The sequence below is a fragment of the Luteibacter pinisoli genome, from assembly GCF_006385595.1.
Taxonomy (GTDB): Bacteria; Pseudomonadota; Gammaproteobacteria; order Xanthomonadales; family Rhodanobacteraceae; genus Luteibacter; species Luteibacter pinisoli.
Genome location: NZ_CP041046.1, coordinates 4,018,880 through 4,036,743 on the forward strand (window position 1 = coordinate 4,018,880; position 17,864 = coordinate 4,036,743).

The window sequence follows — 17,864 nt, forward strand, 5'->3', positions numbered from 1 at the left end:
GTCTGGCAGGAACGAACTGTGTCGAAATCGACAACAATCCAACGCATGGGGTCGCCGTGAGTGCCCCCGGGCTGCCGGCGGGTTCATGCTGGGTGGTGACGGACGGCGCCGCCGGCAACCGGCGCCAGGCACTGGCCCTGGCCGAAGCGCTCACCCCCTCCATCCGCGAATTCGTCGTCGACCTGAGGGCACCGTGGTCCTGGTTCGCCCCGCGGCTGCTGCCCGGCGCGCGCCTGGCGCTGTCGCGGCACCGCGATCGCCTGCAGCCGCCGTGGCCCACCCTGGTGATTGGCTGTGGCCGCTCGGCGGCCTGGGCGACCCGGCAGGTGCATCAGTGGTCGAACGGCCGCGCCCTGTCCGTGCAGATCCTGGATCCGCGGATCGCGCCCCGCCATTGGGACCTCGTGGTTGCGCCGAAGCACGACCACCTGCACGGCGACAACGTGCTCACCCCGCTCGGCTCGCTGAACCCGGTGGACGATGCGTGGCTGGCCGACGCCCGCGACGCGTTCGCCACCTTCGGCGAGCTGCCTGGGCCGCGCTTTGGCGTGCTGCTCGGCGGTGGCCGGCACGGTGCACCCATGGATGTGGCGGAACTGGCCGCCCTGCTGGAGGCCGTGAAGCGGCGCCAGGCCCATGAAGGCGGCTCGGTGCTGGTGGTCGCCTCGCGACGGACGCCGTCCGCCCTGCTACCGATGGTGCGCGAGGCGTTCCACGACGTGCCGGGCTTTGTCTGGGCGCCCGGCGATGAAGACCCGAACCCCTACCCCGGCGTGCTCGGCTGGGCCGACCGCCTGGTGGTCACCGCCGATTCGGTGAACATGCTGTCCGAGGCATGCGCCACCGGGCGACCGGTGCATACGCTGGTCAGCGCGCCGCTGGCGGCCAAGCTCGAGCGCTTCCACGCCGAACTGCGCGCCACCCGGCGCCTGCACGACATCGACGCGAGCACGCCGCCGGTGCAGCCGGTGCTTCGTGAAACCGAATGGGTTGCCCAGCGGGTGCGCGAACACCTGGGGCTGGGCTAAGCGTCGTCAGGCGTCGACGTAGCGCGCGGCATCGCCAACCCAGCGGGCGATCAGCTGTTCGCAGCGCGCGGGGTAGTCACGCATCATGGCCTCGGCCACGCGCTGCACATCCGGCATGAGGTGCGCATCGCGGGCGAGGTCGGCAATACGGAACTGCAGCTGGCCGGTCTGCCGCGTGCCAAGCACTTCACCCGGCCCGCGCAATTCAAGGTCTTTCTCGGCGATGCGGAAACCATCGTTGGTTTCGCGCATCACCTGCAGGCGCTCGCGGGCCAGACGGGACAGCGGCGTCTGGTAAAGCAGCACGCAGGTGGACGCGATGGCGCCACGGCCGACGCGGCCTCGCAGCTGGTGCAACTGCGCCAGCCCGAGGCGCTCACTGTTTTCGATGACCATGAGGCTGGCGTTGGGCACGTCCACGCCCACCTCGATGACGGTGGTGGCAACCAGCACGGCGATCTCGCCGCGCTTGAACGCATCCATCACCGACTGCTTTTCCTTGGGCTTCATGCGCCCGTGGATCAGGCCCACGGCGAGGTCCGGCAGGCCGGCGACGAGCTCGGCGTGCGCCACCTCGGCGGCCTGCGCGTTCATCTGCTCGTTCTCTTCGATCAGGGTGCATACCCAGTACACCTGGCGGCCTTCCATGCAGGCGCCATGGATGCGTTCCATCACGTCGTAACGGCGTTCGCTGGAGATGGCCACGGTCTGCACCGGCGTGCGGCCGGGGGGCAGTTCGTCGATGGAGGAGACGTCGAGGTCGGCGTACGCGCTCATCGCCAGCGTGCGCGGGATCGGCGTGGCGGTGAGCACGAGCTGGTGCGGGATCATGTCGCCTTCCGCACCCTTGTCGCGCAGGGCGAGGCGCTGGTGCACGCCAAAGCGGTGCTGTTCGTCGACGATGACCAGGCCGAGTTTGGCGAAGGCCACGCCTTCCTGCATCAGCGCATGCGTGCCCACCACGACGTGCGCGGCGCCACTGGCCGTGCGTGCGAGCGCGCTCTGCCGAGCCTTGCCCTGCACCTTGCCGGCGAGCCATTCGATATCCAGGCCCAGCGGCTCCAGCCAGGCGCGGAAGTTGCGCAGGTGCTGCTCGGCCAGCAGTTCGGTGGGGGCGACGAGCGCCACCTGGTAGCCGCCTTCGACAGCGGCCAGCGCGGCGAGCGCGGCGACCACGGTCTTGCCGCTGCCGACATCACCCTGGACGAGGCGCAGCATGGGATGGGCGCGGGCGAGATCCTTGCCCACTTCAGCGGCGACGCGCGCCTGCGCCTTGGTGAGCTGGAACGGCAAGGAGGCGAGCAGGCGTTCGCGCAGCAGGCCGGCGTTCTTCAGCGCGGGCGCCTTGCGCTCCTTCACCGCCGCACGCATGCGCCGCAGCGTGAGGTGCTGGGTGAGCAGTTCTTCGAAGGCGAGGCGCTTGTGCGCGGGATGGGCACCCTCGCCCAGCTGGCGCAGGTCCACGTCCGGCGGTGGGCGATGCACGTAGAGCAGCGCGTCGCGCAGCGAGGTGAGGCCGAGCGGGCGGCCGACGTCTTCCGGAATGAGTTCAAGCCGATCGTCCGTCGGCAGGTGCTGCAAGGCCTTGGCGATCACCGTGGCCAGGCGCCGCGGCCCCAGGCCTTCGGTGGTTGGGTACACCGGGGTGAGGCGCTCATCGACCACCACCGCATCGCTGTCTTCCAGGCGCTGGTATTGCGGGTGGACGATCTCCAGGCCCTGCGGTCCCTGGCGCACTTCGCCGAAGCAGAGCAGGCGCGTGCCTTTCTGCATCTGCTCCACCTGCGCCTTGCGGAAGTGGAAGAAGCGCAGCAACAGGGCGCGGCCCGACTCATCGCTGATGATCACTTTCAGCTGCGGGCGAAAGCGGAAGCCGCGCTCGACGACATCCACGGTGCCTTCCACCTGCGCGCGGTCGCCGGGGCGCAGTTCGCCGATGGGGATCACCGTGGTGCGGTCTTCGTAACGCAGCGGCAGGTGGAACCAGAGGTCCTGCACTTCGCGCAGGCCGAGCTTGCCGAGCGTTTCGGCAAGCGCGGGCCCCACGCCGCCGAGGGTGGTCAGCGGCGCGCGGCCAGGGTCCGCCGGCGGTGCGGCGGATGGGGTGCCGGCGCTGCGTGCCACGGGGACGGCAGGCGCCTTACGGCAGGACGAGGATGGCGTCCACTTCGACGTGGGCGCCCTTCGGCAGGCCCGACACTTCGATGGTGGAACGCGCCGGGTACGGCTGCTGGAAGTACTCGGCCATCACGGCGTTCACCGCGGCGAAGTTACCCAGGTCGGTGACATAGATGCCCACGCGGACGATATCGGCCAGCTTGCCACCCGCGGCTTCGGCCACGGCGACGAGGTTGTCGAACACGCGGCGGGTCTGCGCGGTGATATCGCCATCGACGAGGTTGCCGGTGGCCGGGTCCAGCGGAATCTGGCCCGAGAAGTACACGGTATTGCCGGCGCGCACGGCCTGCGAATACGGGCCAATGGCCGCCGGGGCCTTGTCGGTGGCAACGATGCTGCGGGTCATGGGCAATCCTCGAAAGAGAAGCCCCGAGTTTACGGAGGTGCCGCGCCGGGTTAAAGCGGGTGGCGGTAAACGCCGCTGACCACGCCGGTGCGGCGCACGCGGCGCATCACGTCAGCCAGGTGCTTGCGGCCCTTCACTTCGATGGCGAACAGCAGCGTGGCGGCGGTGCTGTCACGCTCGATGTATTCCACGTTTTCGATGTTCGAGCCCGCATCGGCGATCGCCGCGGCCACGGTGGCGAGGACGCCCGGGCGGTTGAGCACTTCGATGCGCAGTTCGGCGCGGTAATCGCCCGTGACATCGCGATCCCACTCGATGGCGACGATGCGCTCAGGCGTCTTGCGGAACTCGGCGACGTTCGGGCATTCCACCCGATGCACCACGATGCCCTTGCCCGACGACAGGAAGCCGATGATCTCGTCACCCGGCAAGGGGTGGCAGCAGTTGCCGAAGCTGAGCACGCCGCGCTCGGCACCGGTGATGTGGATCTTCTCCACCGGGTGCTCGGTGGGCGCCTGCGGATGCGTATCGCGCGGGCCCATCACCGCGACCAGCTGGCCAGCCACCTGGTCGGCAAAGCGATTGCCGAGGGCGATTTCCGAGAGCAGCTCTTCGAGGCGCTTGAACTTGGCTTCGTCAAGGAAACGATCGAGCACCGGCGGCGGGATGGCATCGAGGCTGAGGCCGCGGGCATCGAGCGCGCGGTCGAGCATGCGATGGCCGAAGTCCACGGCGTCTTCGTGCTGCAGGTGTTTCAGGTACTGGCGAATGGCCGTACGCGCCTTGCCGGTGACGACCGCTTCCAGCCATGCCGGATTCGGTACGGCCGACGGTGCCGTGATGATTTCCACCACCTGGCCGGAGATGAGGCGCGTGCGCAACGGCACCAGTTTCTTGTCGACGCGCGCGGCCACGGCGTGGTCGCCCACGTCGGTATGCACGGCGTAGGCGAAGTCCAGCGCGGTGGCGTTGCGAGGCAGCGAAAAGATGTCGCCGCGCGGCGTGAACAGATAGACCTCATCCGGGAACAGGTCGATCTTGACGTTTTCCAGGAACTCGGCGGCCGACGGCGTGCCCGCCTGGCTGTCGGCCAGGTTGGAGAGCCATTCGCGCGCACGCAGCTGCGCGCTGTTGGCCGGGCCCGAATCGGTCTTGTACGCCCAGTGCGCGGCGACGCCACGCTCGGCGACGGATTCCATCTCCGAGGTGCGGATCTGGATTTCGATCGGCGCGCCGAACGGCCCGAGCAGCACGGTATGCAGCGACTGGTAGCCGTTGCCCTTGGGAATGGCGATGAAATCCTTGAAGCGCGCGTCCACCGGCTTGTAGAGGCCGTGCACCGAACCCAGCGCCATGTAGCAGTGCATGGCCGAGTCGGTGACCACGCGGAAGCCGTACACATCCATCAGCTGCGCGAACGATTTGTGCTCGTTGCGCATCTTCGAATAGATGCTCCACGCGCTCTTGATGCGGCTGACGGCGCGGCCAGGGATCTTGTCGGCGGCGAGGCGGCCTTCCAGCGCCATCTCGATCTTCGCCATGGCCTCGCGGCGGTTGCCCAGCGCGGCGCGGATGCGCTCGCCGATGATCCGGTGGCGGTCCGGGTACAGGGCCTTGAAGCCGAGGTCCTGGAGTTCCGCCTTGAACTTGTTCATGCCCAGGCGCTGCGCGATGGGCGCGTAGATCTCCAGCGTTTCGCGCGCGATGCGGCGGCGCGATTCGCCATCTTTCGCGCCCAGCGTGCGCATGTTGTGCAGGCGGTCGGAGAGCTTGATGAGGATGACGCGCAGGTCGCGCGCCATGGCCAGCAGCATCTTCCGGAAACTTTCCGCATCCGCTTCCGCACGGCTGGAGAAACGCATCTTGTCGAGCTTGGTGACGCCGTCGACCAGTTCGGCCACGGTTTCGCCAAACGCGCCGGCGAGTTCCTCGCGGCTGAGCTGGGTGTCTTCAAGGGTGTCGTGCAGGATCGCCGCGATGATCGTCTCGGCATCGAGGCCGAGCTCGGCGAGCACCTGGGCGACAGCGACCGGATGCGTGATGTACGGCTCGCCGGATTTACGCGTCTGCCCTTCGTGCGCCACCGCGCCGACAAGGAACGCGCGGCGGATGCGCATCACCTGTTCTTTGGGCAGGTACGCGCCCACGCGATCTTCCAGCGCCTGCACATAGGCGGGCACCGGGGTGTCGTCGGAGACGTCAGTCATTTTTTTCGCGGGGATGACTTCCATCGGAATGCCTCGCGCCCTGGTTCAGGCGACCCGGCCTCCCGCGCGCGGCTTCAGGAGCCGCGCTTCAACAACGTGCGCAGTGAACGGATGGTCGCTGGGTCGACAGGGACCCGGCGTCATCAGTCATCTCCGCCCTTCGAGAGGTCGTCGTCCACTTCCGTGGCGGCCCACTCGAGGGCTTCGCGCTCGGCACGCTCGCGAGCGGCGCGATCGATCTCGTCGATCATGGTTTCGTTGACGCGGCCTTCGGCGATCTCGCGCAGGGCGAGCACGGTCGGCTTGTCGTTGTTCGGATCGAGGGTCGGCTCGGCGCCCTTGGAGAGCTGGCGAGCACGCTTGGTCGCCATGAGCACGAGCTCAAAGCGATTGTCGACTACCTCGAGGCAGTCTTCGACAGTAATACGGGCCATTTCAAATCCTTGACAACAAAGACACTTATGACCGTGCAGTTTAGCGGTGCGGGCCGTTGGCTGTCCATTGGGTGGGGGGTATGATGCCGGGTTCTGGCCAGGAAGGACGGGTGTTAGTGCAAATAATCAAACCAAGCGGTACACTAAAGTATCGCCCCACCCCCAGAGTCACCCCGATGCACCCGAAGATCAACGTCAAGCAGTTGGCCCGCCTTGCCTTTGGCGCGGTCGCCCTGGCCCTGCTTGCGGCATGCCACATTGCCCCGCCACGCACCGACGACCCGAACGAAAACGTCAACCGAAAGGTTTACGCGTTCAACGACAAGCTGGACAAGGCGGTTATCCGCCCTGTGGCCGTGGGCTACCGTAACGTCACCACCCCGGCCGTACGGACGGCGGTGAGCGACTTCTATACGAATATCCGCCTGCCCATCACCATCGGCAACCAGCTGCTCCAGGGCCGCCCGGGCCAGGCCGCTGTGACCACCGGCCGCTTCGTGGTGAACCTTGGCATCGGCTTCCTGGGCTTCAAGGACCCGGCCAGCATGCTGGGCATGCCGCTGTACGACAGCGACTTCGGCGTGACCCTGGCCCGCTGGGGCGTGCCCGAGGGCGAGTACCTGGTGCTCCCCTTCGTCGGCCCGACCACGGTGCGCGATGTCTGGAAGCTCCCGGTGGACAGCTACTTCTTCGATCCGCTGAGCTACCTGTCGCGTAACCACGACTTCCACCACGGCGAGTACTACGTCCCGTCGGTGCTTTACCTCGTGACCCTGCGCGCCCGGGCGATCGATGCGGAGAGCTTCCTGGCTTCCGCGTACGACCCTTACGTGTTCATGCGCGACGCCTACCGCCAGCAGCGCCTCTACCAGATCTACGACGGCAACCCGCCGGAGGACGTGATCGAGAAGATGCAGGGCGTGGGCGACAGCAAGGATTTCGACCCGGACCAGCTGCTCAAGGAGCAGCACTCCTGGGAGAAGCAGAACGGGCAGAACCCGGACTGACCTCCCACCAGGCACCCACAAAAAAAGCCCCGCAAGGGGCTTTTTTTGTGGGCCGTACCTCCGGTTTACAGGAGGGTGGCGACGCCGGAGACGCGGGCCAGGGCTTCGAGGCCGGCGGGGGCATTGGCCACCCTCAGGTCGTTGCCTTTCTGCCGTGCGTGCGCCAGCAGCGCCAGCACGGTGGCGAGGCCAGCGCTATCGGCCTGGGTGACACCGGCCAGGTCCAGCTTGGCCGGCGTGGCGCGGTCCAGTGCGGTGCGGCCTGCCTCGAGGGCAGCCGCCGCCGTACCGAACGTCAACGCGCCGGAGACCCTGAGGGCCCCCGGCGCATCGGCCAGCTGGAACGTGGCCGGCTGGCTCACTTGTTGCCGCCGGCCTGGGCACCGCCGCCGGTGTCCTGCTTCATTTCGTCGATGGCCGCGGAGCCCTTCGATTCCAGGTCGGCCGTCAGCTTGTCCAGGCCTTCCTTCTTGATCTCGGCATCCACCTGGTTGCGGTAGTTGGTGATGTACGAGATGCCCTCGATGATCACGTCATACGCCTTCCAGTCGCCGCTGGCGCTCTTGCGGAACGCGTAGTCGACCGACACCGACTTGCCGTCGTCCAGCATCACCTGGGTGCGGACCACGGTGCGCTTGTTGTTGAGGTCGCCGGAGAACGGCAGCACCTTCACGCGGCCGCGGGTGTAGTTGAGCAGGCCCTCGGCGTAACGATGGGTGATCGAGTTGTAGAACGCCTTGGCGAAGCGCTCACGCTGCTGCGGCGTGGCCTTGGTGGCGTTCTGGCCCAGCACGAGGATGGACGCGTAATCGATGTCGAAGTGCGGCAGGAAGGTGTCGTCGATGACGGCGATCAGCTTTTCCTTGTCGTTCTTCAGCTCGGCCTGGTGGCCTTCGATGGCCTTGGCGAGGTCGTCCGAAATGGTCTGGACGATCTGTTCCGGGCCCTGGCCCTGTGCAGCCGCCGCCGGCGCTGCCGCCTGGGCAAACACGGGGGCCGCGGCAACGGTGCCGACGGCAAGGGCAATAGCGAGGGAAAGCTGACGCAGCATGCGATGTCTCCTGGGTTCCGGCCTTACTTCTTGCCGGAGGTATCGGGTTGGGTGCCGCCCTGGGCGCCACCGGATTTGTTGTCGCTCGGCGAGCCGTTCACGAGGAACTTGCCGATCAGGTCTTCCAGCTGCAGCGCAGACTGCGTCAGCACGAGCTGATCGCCGTCGGCCAGGAACGACGGGGAGCCGCCGGGCTGGATCGCAACATACTGGCTACCGATCAAACCGCTTGTGAACACCGCCGCGGCCGAGTCATCAGGTATCTGGGAGTAGCGCTTGTCGATCGCAAGGGTCACGGTGGCTTCGACAGCACCCGGCTTGACCACCACCGACTCGACGCTGCCGATGGGCACGCCGGCCATTTTCACCGCGGCGCCAGGCTGCAGGCCGCCGATGTTGGTGAATTCACCCGTGACATGGAAGGTTCCGCCCAGGCGATCCGGGGCGCTGCCGCCACCGAAGAACTTGCCGATCATCTCTTCCAGCTGCTGCGCCGGGCGGGTAAAGGCGAGCGCCCCACCCTCCTTCACCGGGTTCTTCGACTGGCCGTACTGCAGGCCGATGTACTGGTCACCCAGCAGGCCGCTGGTGTAGATGGTGGCCACGGAGTCATCGGGGATGTCCTTGCGGGCATCGTCGATGGCCAGGGTCACCTTCGCTTCTTCCTTGCCCGGCACCAGGTCGATCGCGGTGACCGAGCCGACGCGGACGCCGGCCACTTTCACCGGGGCACGCACCTTCAGCTGGCCGACGTTGGCGAAGCGGGTTTCCACGTTGTACGTGGAACCGCCGTGCTGGTTGGCGACGGAGGTGGTCTGGGTGGCCAGGTAGGCCAGCGCGGCAAAGCCAAGCACGATGAACAGGCCGGTGCCGACGGCATAGGAACGTCTCTGGGTCACGGCACGGTCCTCGAATGGAATACGGAAAGGGTGGCGGTCATGGTGGGTCTCCGTGGCCTCAGATCAGGAAGGAGGTGAGGACGAAGTCCAGCGCCAGGATGGCAATGGACGATGCGACCACCGTGCGCGTGGTGGCGTAAGCCACGCCTTCGCTGGTGGGCGGGGTGGTGTAGCCCTGGAACACCGCGATCAGGGAGACCACGATGCCGAAGGCGAAGGATTTGAGCAGCACGCCGTCGATGATGTCCTTGTGGACATCCACCGCCGCGGTCATGTTCGACCAGAAGGTGCCGTTGTCGATGCCGAGCCAGGTGACGCCGACCAGGTGGCCGCCGAACACGCCCATGGCGCAGAACACGATGCCCAGCAGCGGCAGGGCGACCACGCCGGCGAGGAAGCGCGGCGCCACCACGTAGGCGATGGGATCGACCGCCATCATTTCCATGGCGTCGAGCTGGTCGGTGGCGCGCATCAGGCCGATCTCGGCGGTGACCGAGGTGCCGGCGCGGCCGGCGAACAGCAGCGCGGTGACCACCGGGCCCAGCTCGCGGTAGATCGCGATGGCGACCACCGTGCCGGTCGCCGAGGTGCCGCCGAAGATGGAGAGCACGTCATACAGCTGCAGGCCCAGCACCATGCCGACGAACAGGCCGCAGGTCATGACGATGGTCAGGCTCATGGCGCCGACGAACCAGATCTGCCGGATGGTTTCGCGGCCATGGCGCAGGCTGCGCGGGATGGCCGCGAGGATCGTCAGCAGGAACAGCCCGCACGCGCCGATCTGCGCGAGGCTGCGGACGACGACGTTGTCTTCCTTGCTCGTCATGCCTTGCCTCCGGGAAAACCGAGCGCCGTGCCGTAGTCGCCGGCCGGGTACTGGAACGGCACCGGGCCGTCAGGCTCGCCGCCGAAGAACTGCGCCGTCCACGGCGAACCGTCGCTGGCGAGCGTGGCGGGCGCGCCCTGCGCGACGACCTTGCCGTTGGCGATGAGGTACACGTGGTCGGCCACCTTCTGCACCGCGGCCAGCTCGTGGGCCACCAGCACGCTGGTGATGCCGAGCGTTTCGTTGAGCGTGCGGATAAGCAGCAGCACCTGGTTGAGCGCGATCGGGTCGAGGCCGACGAAGGGTTCGTCGTACAGGATGAGCGCGGGATCGAACACGATGGCGCGGGCCAGGGCCACGCGGCGGGCCATGCCGCCGGAGAGCTCCGTCGGTGACAGCCGCGCGGCACCACGCAGGCCGACGGCCTGCAGCTTGTTGAGCACGATGTTGCGGATGAGTTCTTCCGGCAGCTTCGTGTGCTGGCGCAGCGGGAAGGCCACGTTCTCGAACACGTCGAAGTCAGTCAGCAGCGCGGAATTCTGGAACAGGTAGCCGATGCGCTCGCGCAGCTCGAAGAGCTTTTCGCGCGAGAGCGTGCGCACGTTCTCGCCATCGACTTCCACCGTGCCGGCGTCGCCGCGCATCTGGCCGGTGATGTGCTTGAGCAGCGTGGTCTTGCCCGTGCCGCTGGGGCCCATGATGGCCGTGACCTTGCCGCGCGGGATGTCGAGATCCAGCGAGTCGAAGATCGTCTTGCCATTGAGGACCGTGGTCAGGCCGCGTACGCGGACGATGGCGTCGTCGGTCATGGTGCGAGCAGTTCCTCGATCAGGGCTTCGTGGCGCCTGGCCGCCCACTCGGTGCGCAGGCGCACGGCGCGGACGATGGCCTGGAGATCCGCCAGCGCGTCGTCGAAATGATCATTCACGATGATGTAATCGAACTCGTGCGCATGGGCGATCTCTTCGCGGGAGTTGAACAGGCGGCGCTCGATGACATCCGGCGCGTCCGATCCTCGACCGCGGAGGCGGCGCTCAAGTTCCGTGCGCGACGGCGGCAGGATGAACACGCTGACGCAGTCCGGCTTGCCCTTGCGCACCTGGCGGGCGCCCTGCCAGTCGATTTCCAGCAGGACATCGGCACCGGAGCTGAGTTTTTCCGCCACCACCGTGCGTGAGGTGCCGTAGAGGTTGCCGTGCACCTCGGCATGTTCCAGGAAAATGCCGTCCTCGATTTCGCGCTCGAAATCTGGCCGCTCCACGAAGAAGTAGTGGCGGCCGTATTCCTCACCCACGCGCGGCGGACGGGTGGTGTGCGAAATGGACAGGGAGATGTCCGGCTCACGGTTGAGCAACGCATTGACCAGCGTGGACTTTCCCGCACCCGAAGGCGCGGCCACCACGAACAGGGTGCCGTCACTCATCCGCGGGGATCTCGTTGGGGGTACATGGCTCTTTCCCGGACCGACGCAAAGCGGGATTGTAGCCGGAATCGGGGTATGGCCGCCTTGCACCGGCCTTTCTCAGCCCCCGCGTCAGTGCTGGTAGCTGCCCAGCGCGGCCAGGCCCACCAGCAACGCGAACAGGAAGGCGAGGCCAAACCAGATGGCCACGATGATCCAGAACACGCCCTTCGGCGCAGGCGGCGTGACCTGGCCGGTCTGGCGCCAGCGGGCCAACCACGTCATCTGGCCCTGCAGGTAATACGTGGTGAAGAAGAACAGCGTGACCCCGCCAATGGACGGCACGAGGCCGTAGGCCGGCAGCTTCTCGCGCATGGACCGGGCCATGGAGAAATAGGCCATGTAACGGAACACCAGCGACGCGATGACGATCAGGAACATCAGCCCGAACAGCGACATCGTCTTGCCGATTTGCACGGCCGCACCGCCGGACGAGTTGAAGACCATGCCCATCATGGCGAACCACATGACCGGGAGCATGCACAGCGACACCACCAGCCACGTGGTGGCCTTGCTCGCCGGGTCGATTTTCTTGATCCACGAGGCCTGCATGAACTGCCAGACCAGGCCCATGAGGCCGCCGACGAAAAGATCGACGAGGAAGATGACCACCCAGTGGATGTCGGGCGGCGGCGGCAGTTCACCGTGCAGCGTGGGCGCCATGGCACCGGCCATCGGCGGCGGCACGACGATGCCGAGGATCTCGCTGAGCGGCCGCCACTCGGCCATGCCCTCGCGCCAGCCCAGCGAATGCGCCGCCACCTTGCCCTCGGCGATCCACGCGCGCAGCGTGGCTTCGTCGTACGGCCCAAAACGCTGGCCGTCGCGGCCTACCCAGATCGTCCGTTCGTCCACCATGCCCCTGATCCTTCGCGGTGTGCTGTAGGCGGCGAGTATGCCCACCGCCCACCCGCGCGTCACGCGGAAAGGCGAAGCGCCTCCGCCGGGGCGTAGCGTGCGGGCGACACGCCGACGACACGCTTGAACGCGTGGCTGAAAGCACTTTCCGAGGCATAGCCCAGGTCGCGCGCGAGCGTGGCCACGGGAATCGAGCCCCGCTGCAGCGCCTGGCAGGCCAGCCGCATGCGCCACTCGGTGAGGTAGGCCAGGGGCGCGGTGCCGGCGACGCGGCGGAAATGCGCGGCGAAGACCGTCCGCGACATGGCGGCGGCGCGGGCCAGTTCGTCGAGCCGCCAGTTGCGGCCGGGGTCGGCATGGATTTGGCGCAATACGGCGCCCAGGCGGGGATCCGCCGCCGCGCGCAACCAGCCCGGGGGCAGGAGGTCGCCGGACGCCATCTGGGCGCGCAGGATCTGGACGAACAGCAGGTGGGCCAGCTGCGCCTGGGCAAGCCCGGCCCCCGGCAGTCCATCGCGGCTCTCCTGCACCATCCGGTCGATCAGCCAGCGCATGGTCGCAGCCTCCGGCGCGGCGGCGTCGATGCGCATCCATGCCGGCAGCGCAGCTGTCAGCATGGCCTCGTAAGCCGGGTGGACGCGCACGTGGCCGCCAATCTGCAGGGTGTCCGTGCGGTCGTTGATGGCCACCAGCCGCTGCGGCCCCAGCCACTCGAACTCATGCGCATCGCGGGCCGGCAGGTCCGGGTTGCTCGCCAGGATGAAGCTGCGGGGGGCGGCCAGCAGCACCACGTCGCCCTCGGCCATGGGCACGTCCTCGGCCTCGCCTTCCAGGCGCAGCACGCAGCTGCCCCGGGCCACGGCGAAGAACTTCAGCTTGTCGGGCGGCGGAAAGCGCACGGCCCAGTCGCCGCCGGCGGTGAAGCCACCGGACATGACCGACTCGATCTCGGCCAGGCGGAGGATCGCGGTAATGGGATCGTCGTTCATTCCCGTACGATGGCGCACGTAATGCATACTTTCAAGCATTCATCGTCCGGCCTGGCGTCCCTATCTTGAGAGGGAACCCACGAAGGACCCTCCCATGCAAACGCCCCTCCCCTCCGGCTTCACCGCCACCAGCACCGCCGCCGACGTGATCGCCGGTATCGACCTCACCGGCAGGAATGCCGTCGTCACCGGCGGCTATGCCGGCCTCGGCCTGGAAACCGCCCGCACCCTGCGCGACGCCGGCGCCCGGGTGATCGTTCCCGCCCGCGACATGGCCAAGGCCCGCAAGGCGCTCGATGGCGAAGCCGGTATCGAGGTCCTCCCCATGGACCTGACCGATCCGGCCTCGATCGATGCCTTCGCCCAGGCCGTACTCGACCGCGGCGAGCCGCTGCACCTGCTGATCAACAACGCCGGCGTCATGGCCTGCCCGCTGGAACGCAACGCACGTGGGTACGAGCGCCAGTTCGCCACCAACCACCTCGGCCACTTCCAGCTGGCGGTTCGCCTGTGGCCGGCACTGCAACGGGCGCGTGGCGCGCGGATCATTTCCGTGTCCTCGCGCGGGCACCGCTATTCACCGGTGGTGTTCGACGACATCCAGTTCGAGCGTCGCGATTACGATCCGTGGCTGAGCTACGGCCAGTCGAAAACCGCGAACATCCTGTTCGCCGTGGCCGCCGATGCACGCGGCAAGGCCGACCACATCCGCGCGTTCTCGCTGCACCCCGGCGCCATCCACACCGACCTCGCCCGCTACATGACCGACGAGGACCTGCGCCGCTTCGGTGCCATCGACGACGAAGGCAAGCCGGTGGTTAACCTGGCGATGGGCTTCAAGAGCGTCGCCCAGGGCGCCGCGACCAGCGTATGGGGCGCGACCAGCCCGCTGCTCGACGGCCGCGGCGGCGAGTACCTCGAAGACGCCGATATCGCCCCGATGCTCGACGACGCCACCGTCGCCGCCAACGACCTGATCAACCTGCATGGCGTCCGCGACTATGCGATCGACCCGGCCGCGGCAGAGCAGCTCTGGAAGGTAAGCGAAGAGCAGACGGGTGTCCGCCTCGGCTGACGCTACGGCTTCTTGTAGATCGCACCGCCTTTCATGACGAAGGGGACGCTGGCAAGTACCGAAATGTCCTTCGTCGGATCGCCAGGGACGGCGATGATGTCGGCGTCGAGGCCGGGGCGGAGCTGGCCGATGTGGTCCTGCTGGCGGAGCACCTTCGCGTCGACGGCCGTGGCGGCGAGGAGGGCCTTCGCCGGCGTCATGCCGTCGCGGACCATCCATTCGAGTTCCTTGTAGTTGGTGCCGTGGGTGAAGACGCCCACGTCGCTGCCGGCGCCGATGGTGACGCCGGCGTCCATCGCGCGCTTGAACGCCTGCGCGGCGGTGCTCATCGCCTCGGTGGGTGGTGCGCCGGGTTTCCAGCCACCGAAGTATTCGGCATACGCCGCGCTCGCTTCGAGCGTGGGCATGTAGGCCACGTTGTGTTTCTTCATCAGCGCGAACACCTCCGGCGTACCGTCGTAGCCGTGCTCGATGGTGTCGACGCCGGCCATGACCGAGCGGCGCATGCCTTCGGCCGTGCTGGAGTGCACCGCCACCGGCAGGTTCAGCGAATGCGCAACCTCCACGGCAGCGTTGAGTTCGTCCTGGGTGAGCGTGGGCGAGGAGCCCTTCGCCTTGCCGCAGTGGTAATCCGCGTAGAGCTTGATCCAGTCCGCGCCGTGCGCCGCCTGGTCGCGCACCGCATCGACCATCTGGGCCACGCCGCTGACGGGAATCGCGCCCTGCGGCAGGTCCATGTCGTCGCGGAAGCCGAGCGGCCCGGGCCCGTAGCAATGCGCGGCGACGGTGGCGCGGGTGGCGACGAACAGGTGCGGACCGGGAATCAGCCCCTTGTCGATGGCGCGCTGCACGTCCACGTCGGCATAGCCCGCGCCTTCGGTGCCGAGATCACGCAGCGCCGTGTAGCCGGCCATCAACGTGTCGCGCGCGTGCTTCACCGCCTCCACCGTGCGGAAGGCCAGCGTCTCCTTCAGCACCTGGTCGTTCCACAACGTCTCGTTGTACGGGTGCAGGAAGATGTGCGAGTGCGCATCGATCAGGCCCGGTAATAACGTCATGCCGGGGAAGCTGAGGGTTTCCGTGCCGGCGGGCGCCGTGACCTGGCCCTCGGGACCCACGGCGGCGATTTTGTCGCCCTGCACCAGCACGACCCAACCGGCATGCGTTTGCTCGTCGCGCGCATCGAAGACGCGGTCGGCCTTCAGCAACAGAGGGTGACCGGCCGGCTTCGGCAGGTCGTCCGCATGGGCGGCGAACGCAAACGCGAGGCCTGCGGCGAGGGCAAGAAGGCGGTTCGTCATGGCGTGGGGTCCTTGTCACCCGGGTGGTACTGGCGCTCGATATGGCCCTGCAGGTCGTCCGGCCAGAAATAGACCTTGCGCAGGTTGCCGGTGGTGTAGCGCTCGGCTTCGTCGTTGAAGTGTTTCGAGGCGGGATGGCCGCTTTCGCCGCCGGCCGTGATCGCACGCGCACTCACCTTCGGCCCGAACTCGACGACCGCGACGAAGCTGTTGCCGCTGGTGCCGTAGTAACGTTTCGTCCCCGGCCAGCGGTGCGCACCGAACGAGGCCAGTGAGCCCCAGCGCGATGAAGTGAACGGCACGGGGATGCTCGGCTTCGCGTCATCGAACACCTGCGCGATGGCATCGTCGTTGCGCTGGTAGCGGTTCACTTCGCCCCAGGGCACGCCCCAGCTGCCGAAGTCCTTCTCCAACGTGTCGACCGCATCGGACAGTGCCTGCAGACGTGCCTTCGGCCCGGCCTTCTCGGCCATGACGTCGTAGATGGTGAGGCCTTCCTGGGTGTCTTCCTTGCTCACCTTGTCCCAAAGGATGTCGCCCCAGAACACCGCAAGCGTGGTCGGCATCGAGGTGATGCCCCAGCGGTAATCCCAGCCGCGCAACAGGCCGATCGGCCCGCGCAGCTTCGCCTTCAGCGGATCGCCGGCGGGCAAGGCATCGTAGTCGCGCAGCAGCACCGGCAACTGGCGCTCGAACGCGGGCAGGTACGCATCGAACGCCATGCTGAGCAGCGAGGCCGGGGTGACGCCGCGCTGCCCGGTGAGCACGCGCGTCGCATGGATGCCACGCGGGTTCTCGCCCACGGCGTCCATGTACTTAGGGAAGTCCGACTGCTTCGGGCTGTCCGGGCCGGCGGCGGTATACGGCCAGTCATTGGTGTTGAAGATCCAGCCGACGTTCGGGTTGAACAGGTGCGGCGCCTTGTCCAGCGGCAACAGGCCCTGCCAGTCCGTCGCCGGGTCACTGCCGTCCACGGGCTTCGTGTAATCGAAGCGATCGTCGCGTTTGGGGATGAACTGCGGATGCAGGTAGGCGATGTTGCCCTTGTCGTCCGCGTAGATCGTGTTGTTGGAGGAATTGGCCTTGAGGTCGGCCACCTTCATGTACGCCGCATAGTCGTTCGCCCTGGTGCGCAGCCAGCTTTGCTGCAAGGCCTCCAGCGGCTTGTTCATCAAGGCGACCGCGATCCACTTGCCGTCCTTCTCGCGCACCACCGGGCCATGGTGCGTCGCGTAGGTGGTGAAGTGGCGTTCGGCGCCATCCTTCACCCGCACGGTGATCTCGCGCGTCGCCACCGGGCGCGTGGCCTCGCCGTAGCGGTAGGCGAGCTTGCCATCCTTCTTCACGATGGTTTCCGCGAACTCATCCACCACGTCGATGCCGGACGAGGTATGCATCCAGCCGATGTGCTTGTTGAAGCCCTGGTAGATGAAGAACTGGCCCCACGTCACCGCGCCGTAGGCATCAAGGCCTTCATCGCTCGACATCTGCAGTTCCGAGCGGAAGAAGAACGAGGTGTGCGGATTGATCAGCAGCAGCGCGTGCCCGTCCGCGCTGAGCTTCGGCGCGATGGCGATGCCATTGGAACCGGTCGGCTCCCACCAGCTGGACGGCGGCGTCACCTGGGCCAGCGCGCCCACCGGGTCCTTGCCGTAGAACACCTGCAGGTCCTTCGTCGACACGCGCTCGATGTCGCCACCGATGCTGCCTTCGGAGAAGCTCAGCGCCATCCACGGCTCGAAATGCGTGATGACGCGTGGGTGCACGCCAGGGTGTGTGGCGAGGTAGTCGTTGAGCCCATCGGCCCAGGCGTCCATCAAGGCCCTCAGCCACGACGGGCTGCGGCCGTACATTGCCTTCAGCTGGGTCTCGTCGACGAACAGCTTCTGGCGCAGGTCCTTCCACAGTGCCGACTCCCCTTCCGCCTCGGACAACCGGCCGAGCGACACCAGGTAATTCGTCTCGACGCGGTTGAAGTCGTCCTCGGCCTGGGCGTAGGCCATGCCGAACACGGCATCGGCGTCGGTCTTGCCGTGCACGTGGGCGATGCCCCAGTCGTCACGCGTGATCGTCGTGGCGGCAGCCTCGCGCTGCCATCGCGCCGCGTCGGTGTCGGCGGCATGGCTGGCGGATGCCGTGAGCGACAGGCCGAGCGCGGCAAGCGCGGTGCGGTGGAATCCAGGCATCGTTTGGTAACCCCTGA

General features: G+C 67.3%; 17 protein-coding genes. 3 read left to right on the top strand and 14 right to left on the bottom strand.

Features of this window, described 5'->3' with window-relative positions; translation table 11 throughout:
* The first annotated feature begins 56 nt into the window (after positions 1-56).
* A complete protein-coding gene (locus tag FIV34_RS18235; protein ID WP_246058672.1) occupies positions 57-1,028 on the top strand; it encodes a mitochondrial fission ELM1 family protein in 972 nt (323 codons plus the stop codon).
* 6 nt (positions 1,029-1,034) lie between these two features.
* Here FIV34_RS18235 and recG read toward each other — a convergent pair whose 3' ends face one another.
* The 4 genes from recG to rpoZ form a co-directional block, all read right to left on the bottom strand.
* The gene (gene recG / locus FIV34_RS18240; RefSeq protein ID WP_139984932.1) at positions 1,035-3,152 is read right to left on the bottom strand and encodes an ATP-dependent DNA helicase RecG; all 2,118 of its coding nucleotides are present in this window, start codon (positions 3,150-3,152) and stop codon (positions 1,035-1,037) included.
* A gap of 16 nt (positions 3,153-3,168) precedes the next feature.
* Positions 3,169-3,552, bottom strand: coding sequence for a RidA family protein (locus FIV34_RS18245; protein WP_139984933.1), 384 nt, complete (start codon positions 3,550-3,552; stop codon positions 3,169-3,171).
* Between the two features lie 50 nt (positions 3,553-3,602).
* Positions 3,603-5,759: a RelA/SpoT family protein gene (locus FIV34_RS18250; RefSeq protein ID WP_139984934.1), complete on the bottom strand. Its 2,157-nt coding sequence runs from the start codon at positions 5,757-5,759 to the stop codon at positions 3,603-3,605.
* Positions 5,760-5,902: 143 nt separating this feature from the next.
* Positions 5,903-6,193: a DNA-directed RNA polymerase subunit omega gene (gene rpoZ / locus FIV34_RS18255; protein ID WP_139984935.1), complete on the bottom strand. Its 291-nt coding sequence runs from the start codon at positions 6,191-6,193 to the stop codon at positions 5,903-5,905.
* A gap of 176 nt (positions 6,194-6,369) precedes the next feature.
* Between rpoZ and FIV34_RS18260 the strand changes: the two genes are divergently transcribed.
* The gene (locus tag FIV34_RS18260; RefSeq protein ID WP_139984936.1) at positions 6,370-7,200 is read left to right on the top strand and encodes an MlaA family lipoprotein; all 831 of its coding nucleotides are present in this window, start codon (positions 6,370-6,372) and stop codon (positions 7,198-7,200) included.
* Between the two features lie 65 nt (positions 7,201-7,265).
* On the opposite strand, the gene FIV34_RS18265 is transcribed toward FIV34_RS18260, so the two are convergent.
* The 8 genes from FIV34_RS18265 to FIV34_RS18300 all read right to left on the bottom strand — a co-directional run bounded on the left by FIV34_RS18265 (position 7,266) and on the right by FIV34_RS18300 (position 13,285).
* A complete protein-coding gene (locus FIV34_RS18265; RefSeq protein WP_139984937.1) occupies positions 7,266-7,562 on the bottom strand; it encodes an STAS domain-containing protein in 297 nt (98 codons plus the stop codon).
* Complete coding sequence (locus tag FIV34_RS18270) at positions 7,559-8,251, bottom strand: MlaC/ttg2D family ABC transporter substrate-binding protein (RefSeq protein WP_139984938.1); 693 nt, start codon at positions 8,249-8,251, stop codon at positions 7,559-7,561. The genes FIV34_RS18265 and FIV34_RS18270 overlap by 4 nt, the downstream gene beginning before the upstream one ends.
* Positions 8,252-8,274: 23 nt before the next feature.
* Positions 8,275-9,150 carry an outer membrane lipid asymmetry maintenance protein MlaD gene (gene mlaD, locus FIV34_RS18275; RefSeq protein ID WP_139984939.1) on the bottom strand — a complete coding sequence of 292 codons (876 nt, stop codon included), beginning with the start codon at positions 9,148-9,150 and terminating at the stop codon, positions 8,275-8,277.
* A gap of 58 nt (positions 9,151-9,208) precedes the next feature.
* Positions 9,209-9,976, bottom strand: coding sequence for a lipid asymmetry maintenance ABC transporter permease subunit MlaE (gene mlaE / locus FIV34_RS18280; protein ID WP_139984940.1), 768 nt, complete (start codon positions 9,974-9,976; stop codon positions 9,209-9,211).
* Complete coding sequence (locus tag FIV34_RS18285; protein ID WP_139984941.1) at positions 9,973-10,785, bottom strand: ABC transporter ATP-binding protein; 813 nt, start codon at positions 10,783-10,785, stop codon at positions 9,973-9,975. The genes mlaE and FIV34_RS18285 overlap by 4 nt, the downstream gene beginning before the upstream one ends.
* Positions 10,782-11,399 carry a guanylate kinase gene (gmk, locus tag FIV34_RS18290; RefSeq protein ID WP_139984942.1) on the bottom strand — a complete coding sequence of 206 codons (618 nt, stop codon included), beginning with the start codon at positions 11,397-11,399 and terminating at the stop codon, positions 10,782-10,784. The genes FIV34_RS18285 and gmk overlap by 4 nt, the downstream gene beginning before the upstream one ends.
* Positions 11,400-11,510: 111 nt before the next feature.
* Positions 11,511-12,296, bottom strand: coding sequence for a DUF4339 domain-containing protein (locus tag FIV34_RS18295; RefSeq protein ID WP_139984943.1), 786 nt, complete (start codon positions 12,294-12,296; stop codon positions 11,511-11,513).
* A 59-nt stretch (positions 12,297-12,355) separates the two neighbouring features.
* Entirely contained in the window at positions 12,356-13,285 is a 930-nt protein-coding gene (locus FIV34_RS18300) for an AraC family transcriptional regulator (RefSeq protein WP_139984944.1), read from the bottom strand.
* A gap of 94 nt (positions 13,286-13,379) precedes the next feature.
* On the opposite strand from FIV34_RS18300, the gene FIV34_RS18305 reads away from it, so the two are divergent.
* Positions 13,380-14,360 (top strand): oxidoreductase, encoded by a 981-nt coding sequence (locus FIV34_RS18305; RefSeq protein ID WP_139984945.1) that lies wholly within the window; start codon positions 13,380-13,382, stop codon positions 14,358-14,360.
* Positions 14,361-14,362: 2 nt separating this feature from the next.
* Here the strand turns inward: FIV34_RS18305 and FIV34_RS18310 are convergent, their stop codons facing one another.
* A complete protein-coding gene (locus FIV34_RS18310; protein ID WP_139984946.1) occupies positions 14,363-15,661 on the bottom strand; it encodes an amidohydrolase family protein in 1,299 nt (432 codons plus the stop codon).
* Complete coding sequence (locus FIV34_RS18315; RefSeq protein WP_139984947.1) at positions 15,658-17,847, bottom strand: penicillin acylase family protein; 2,190 nt, start codon at positions 17,845-17,847, stop codon at positions 15,658-15,660. Before FIV34_RS18315 ends, FIV34_RS18310 begins: the two co-directional genes overlap by 4 nt.
* Positions 17,848-17,864: the final 17 nt, after the last annotated feature.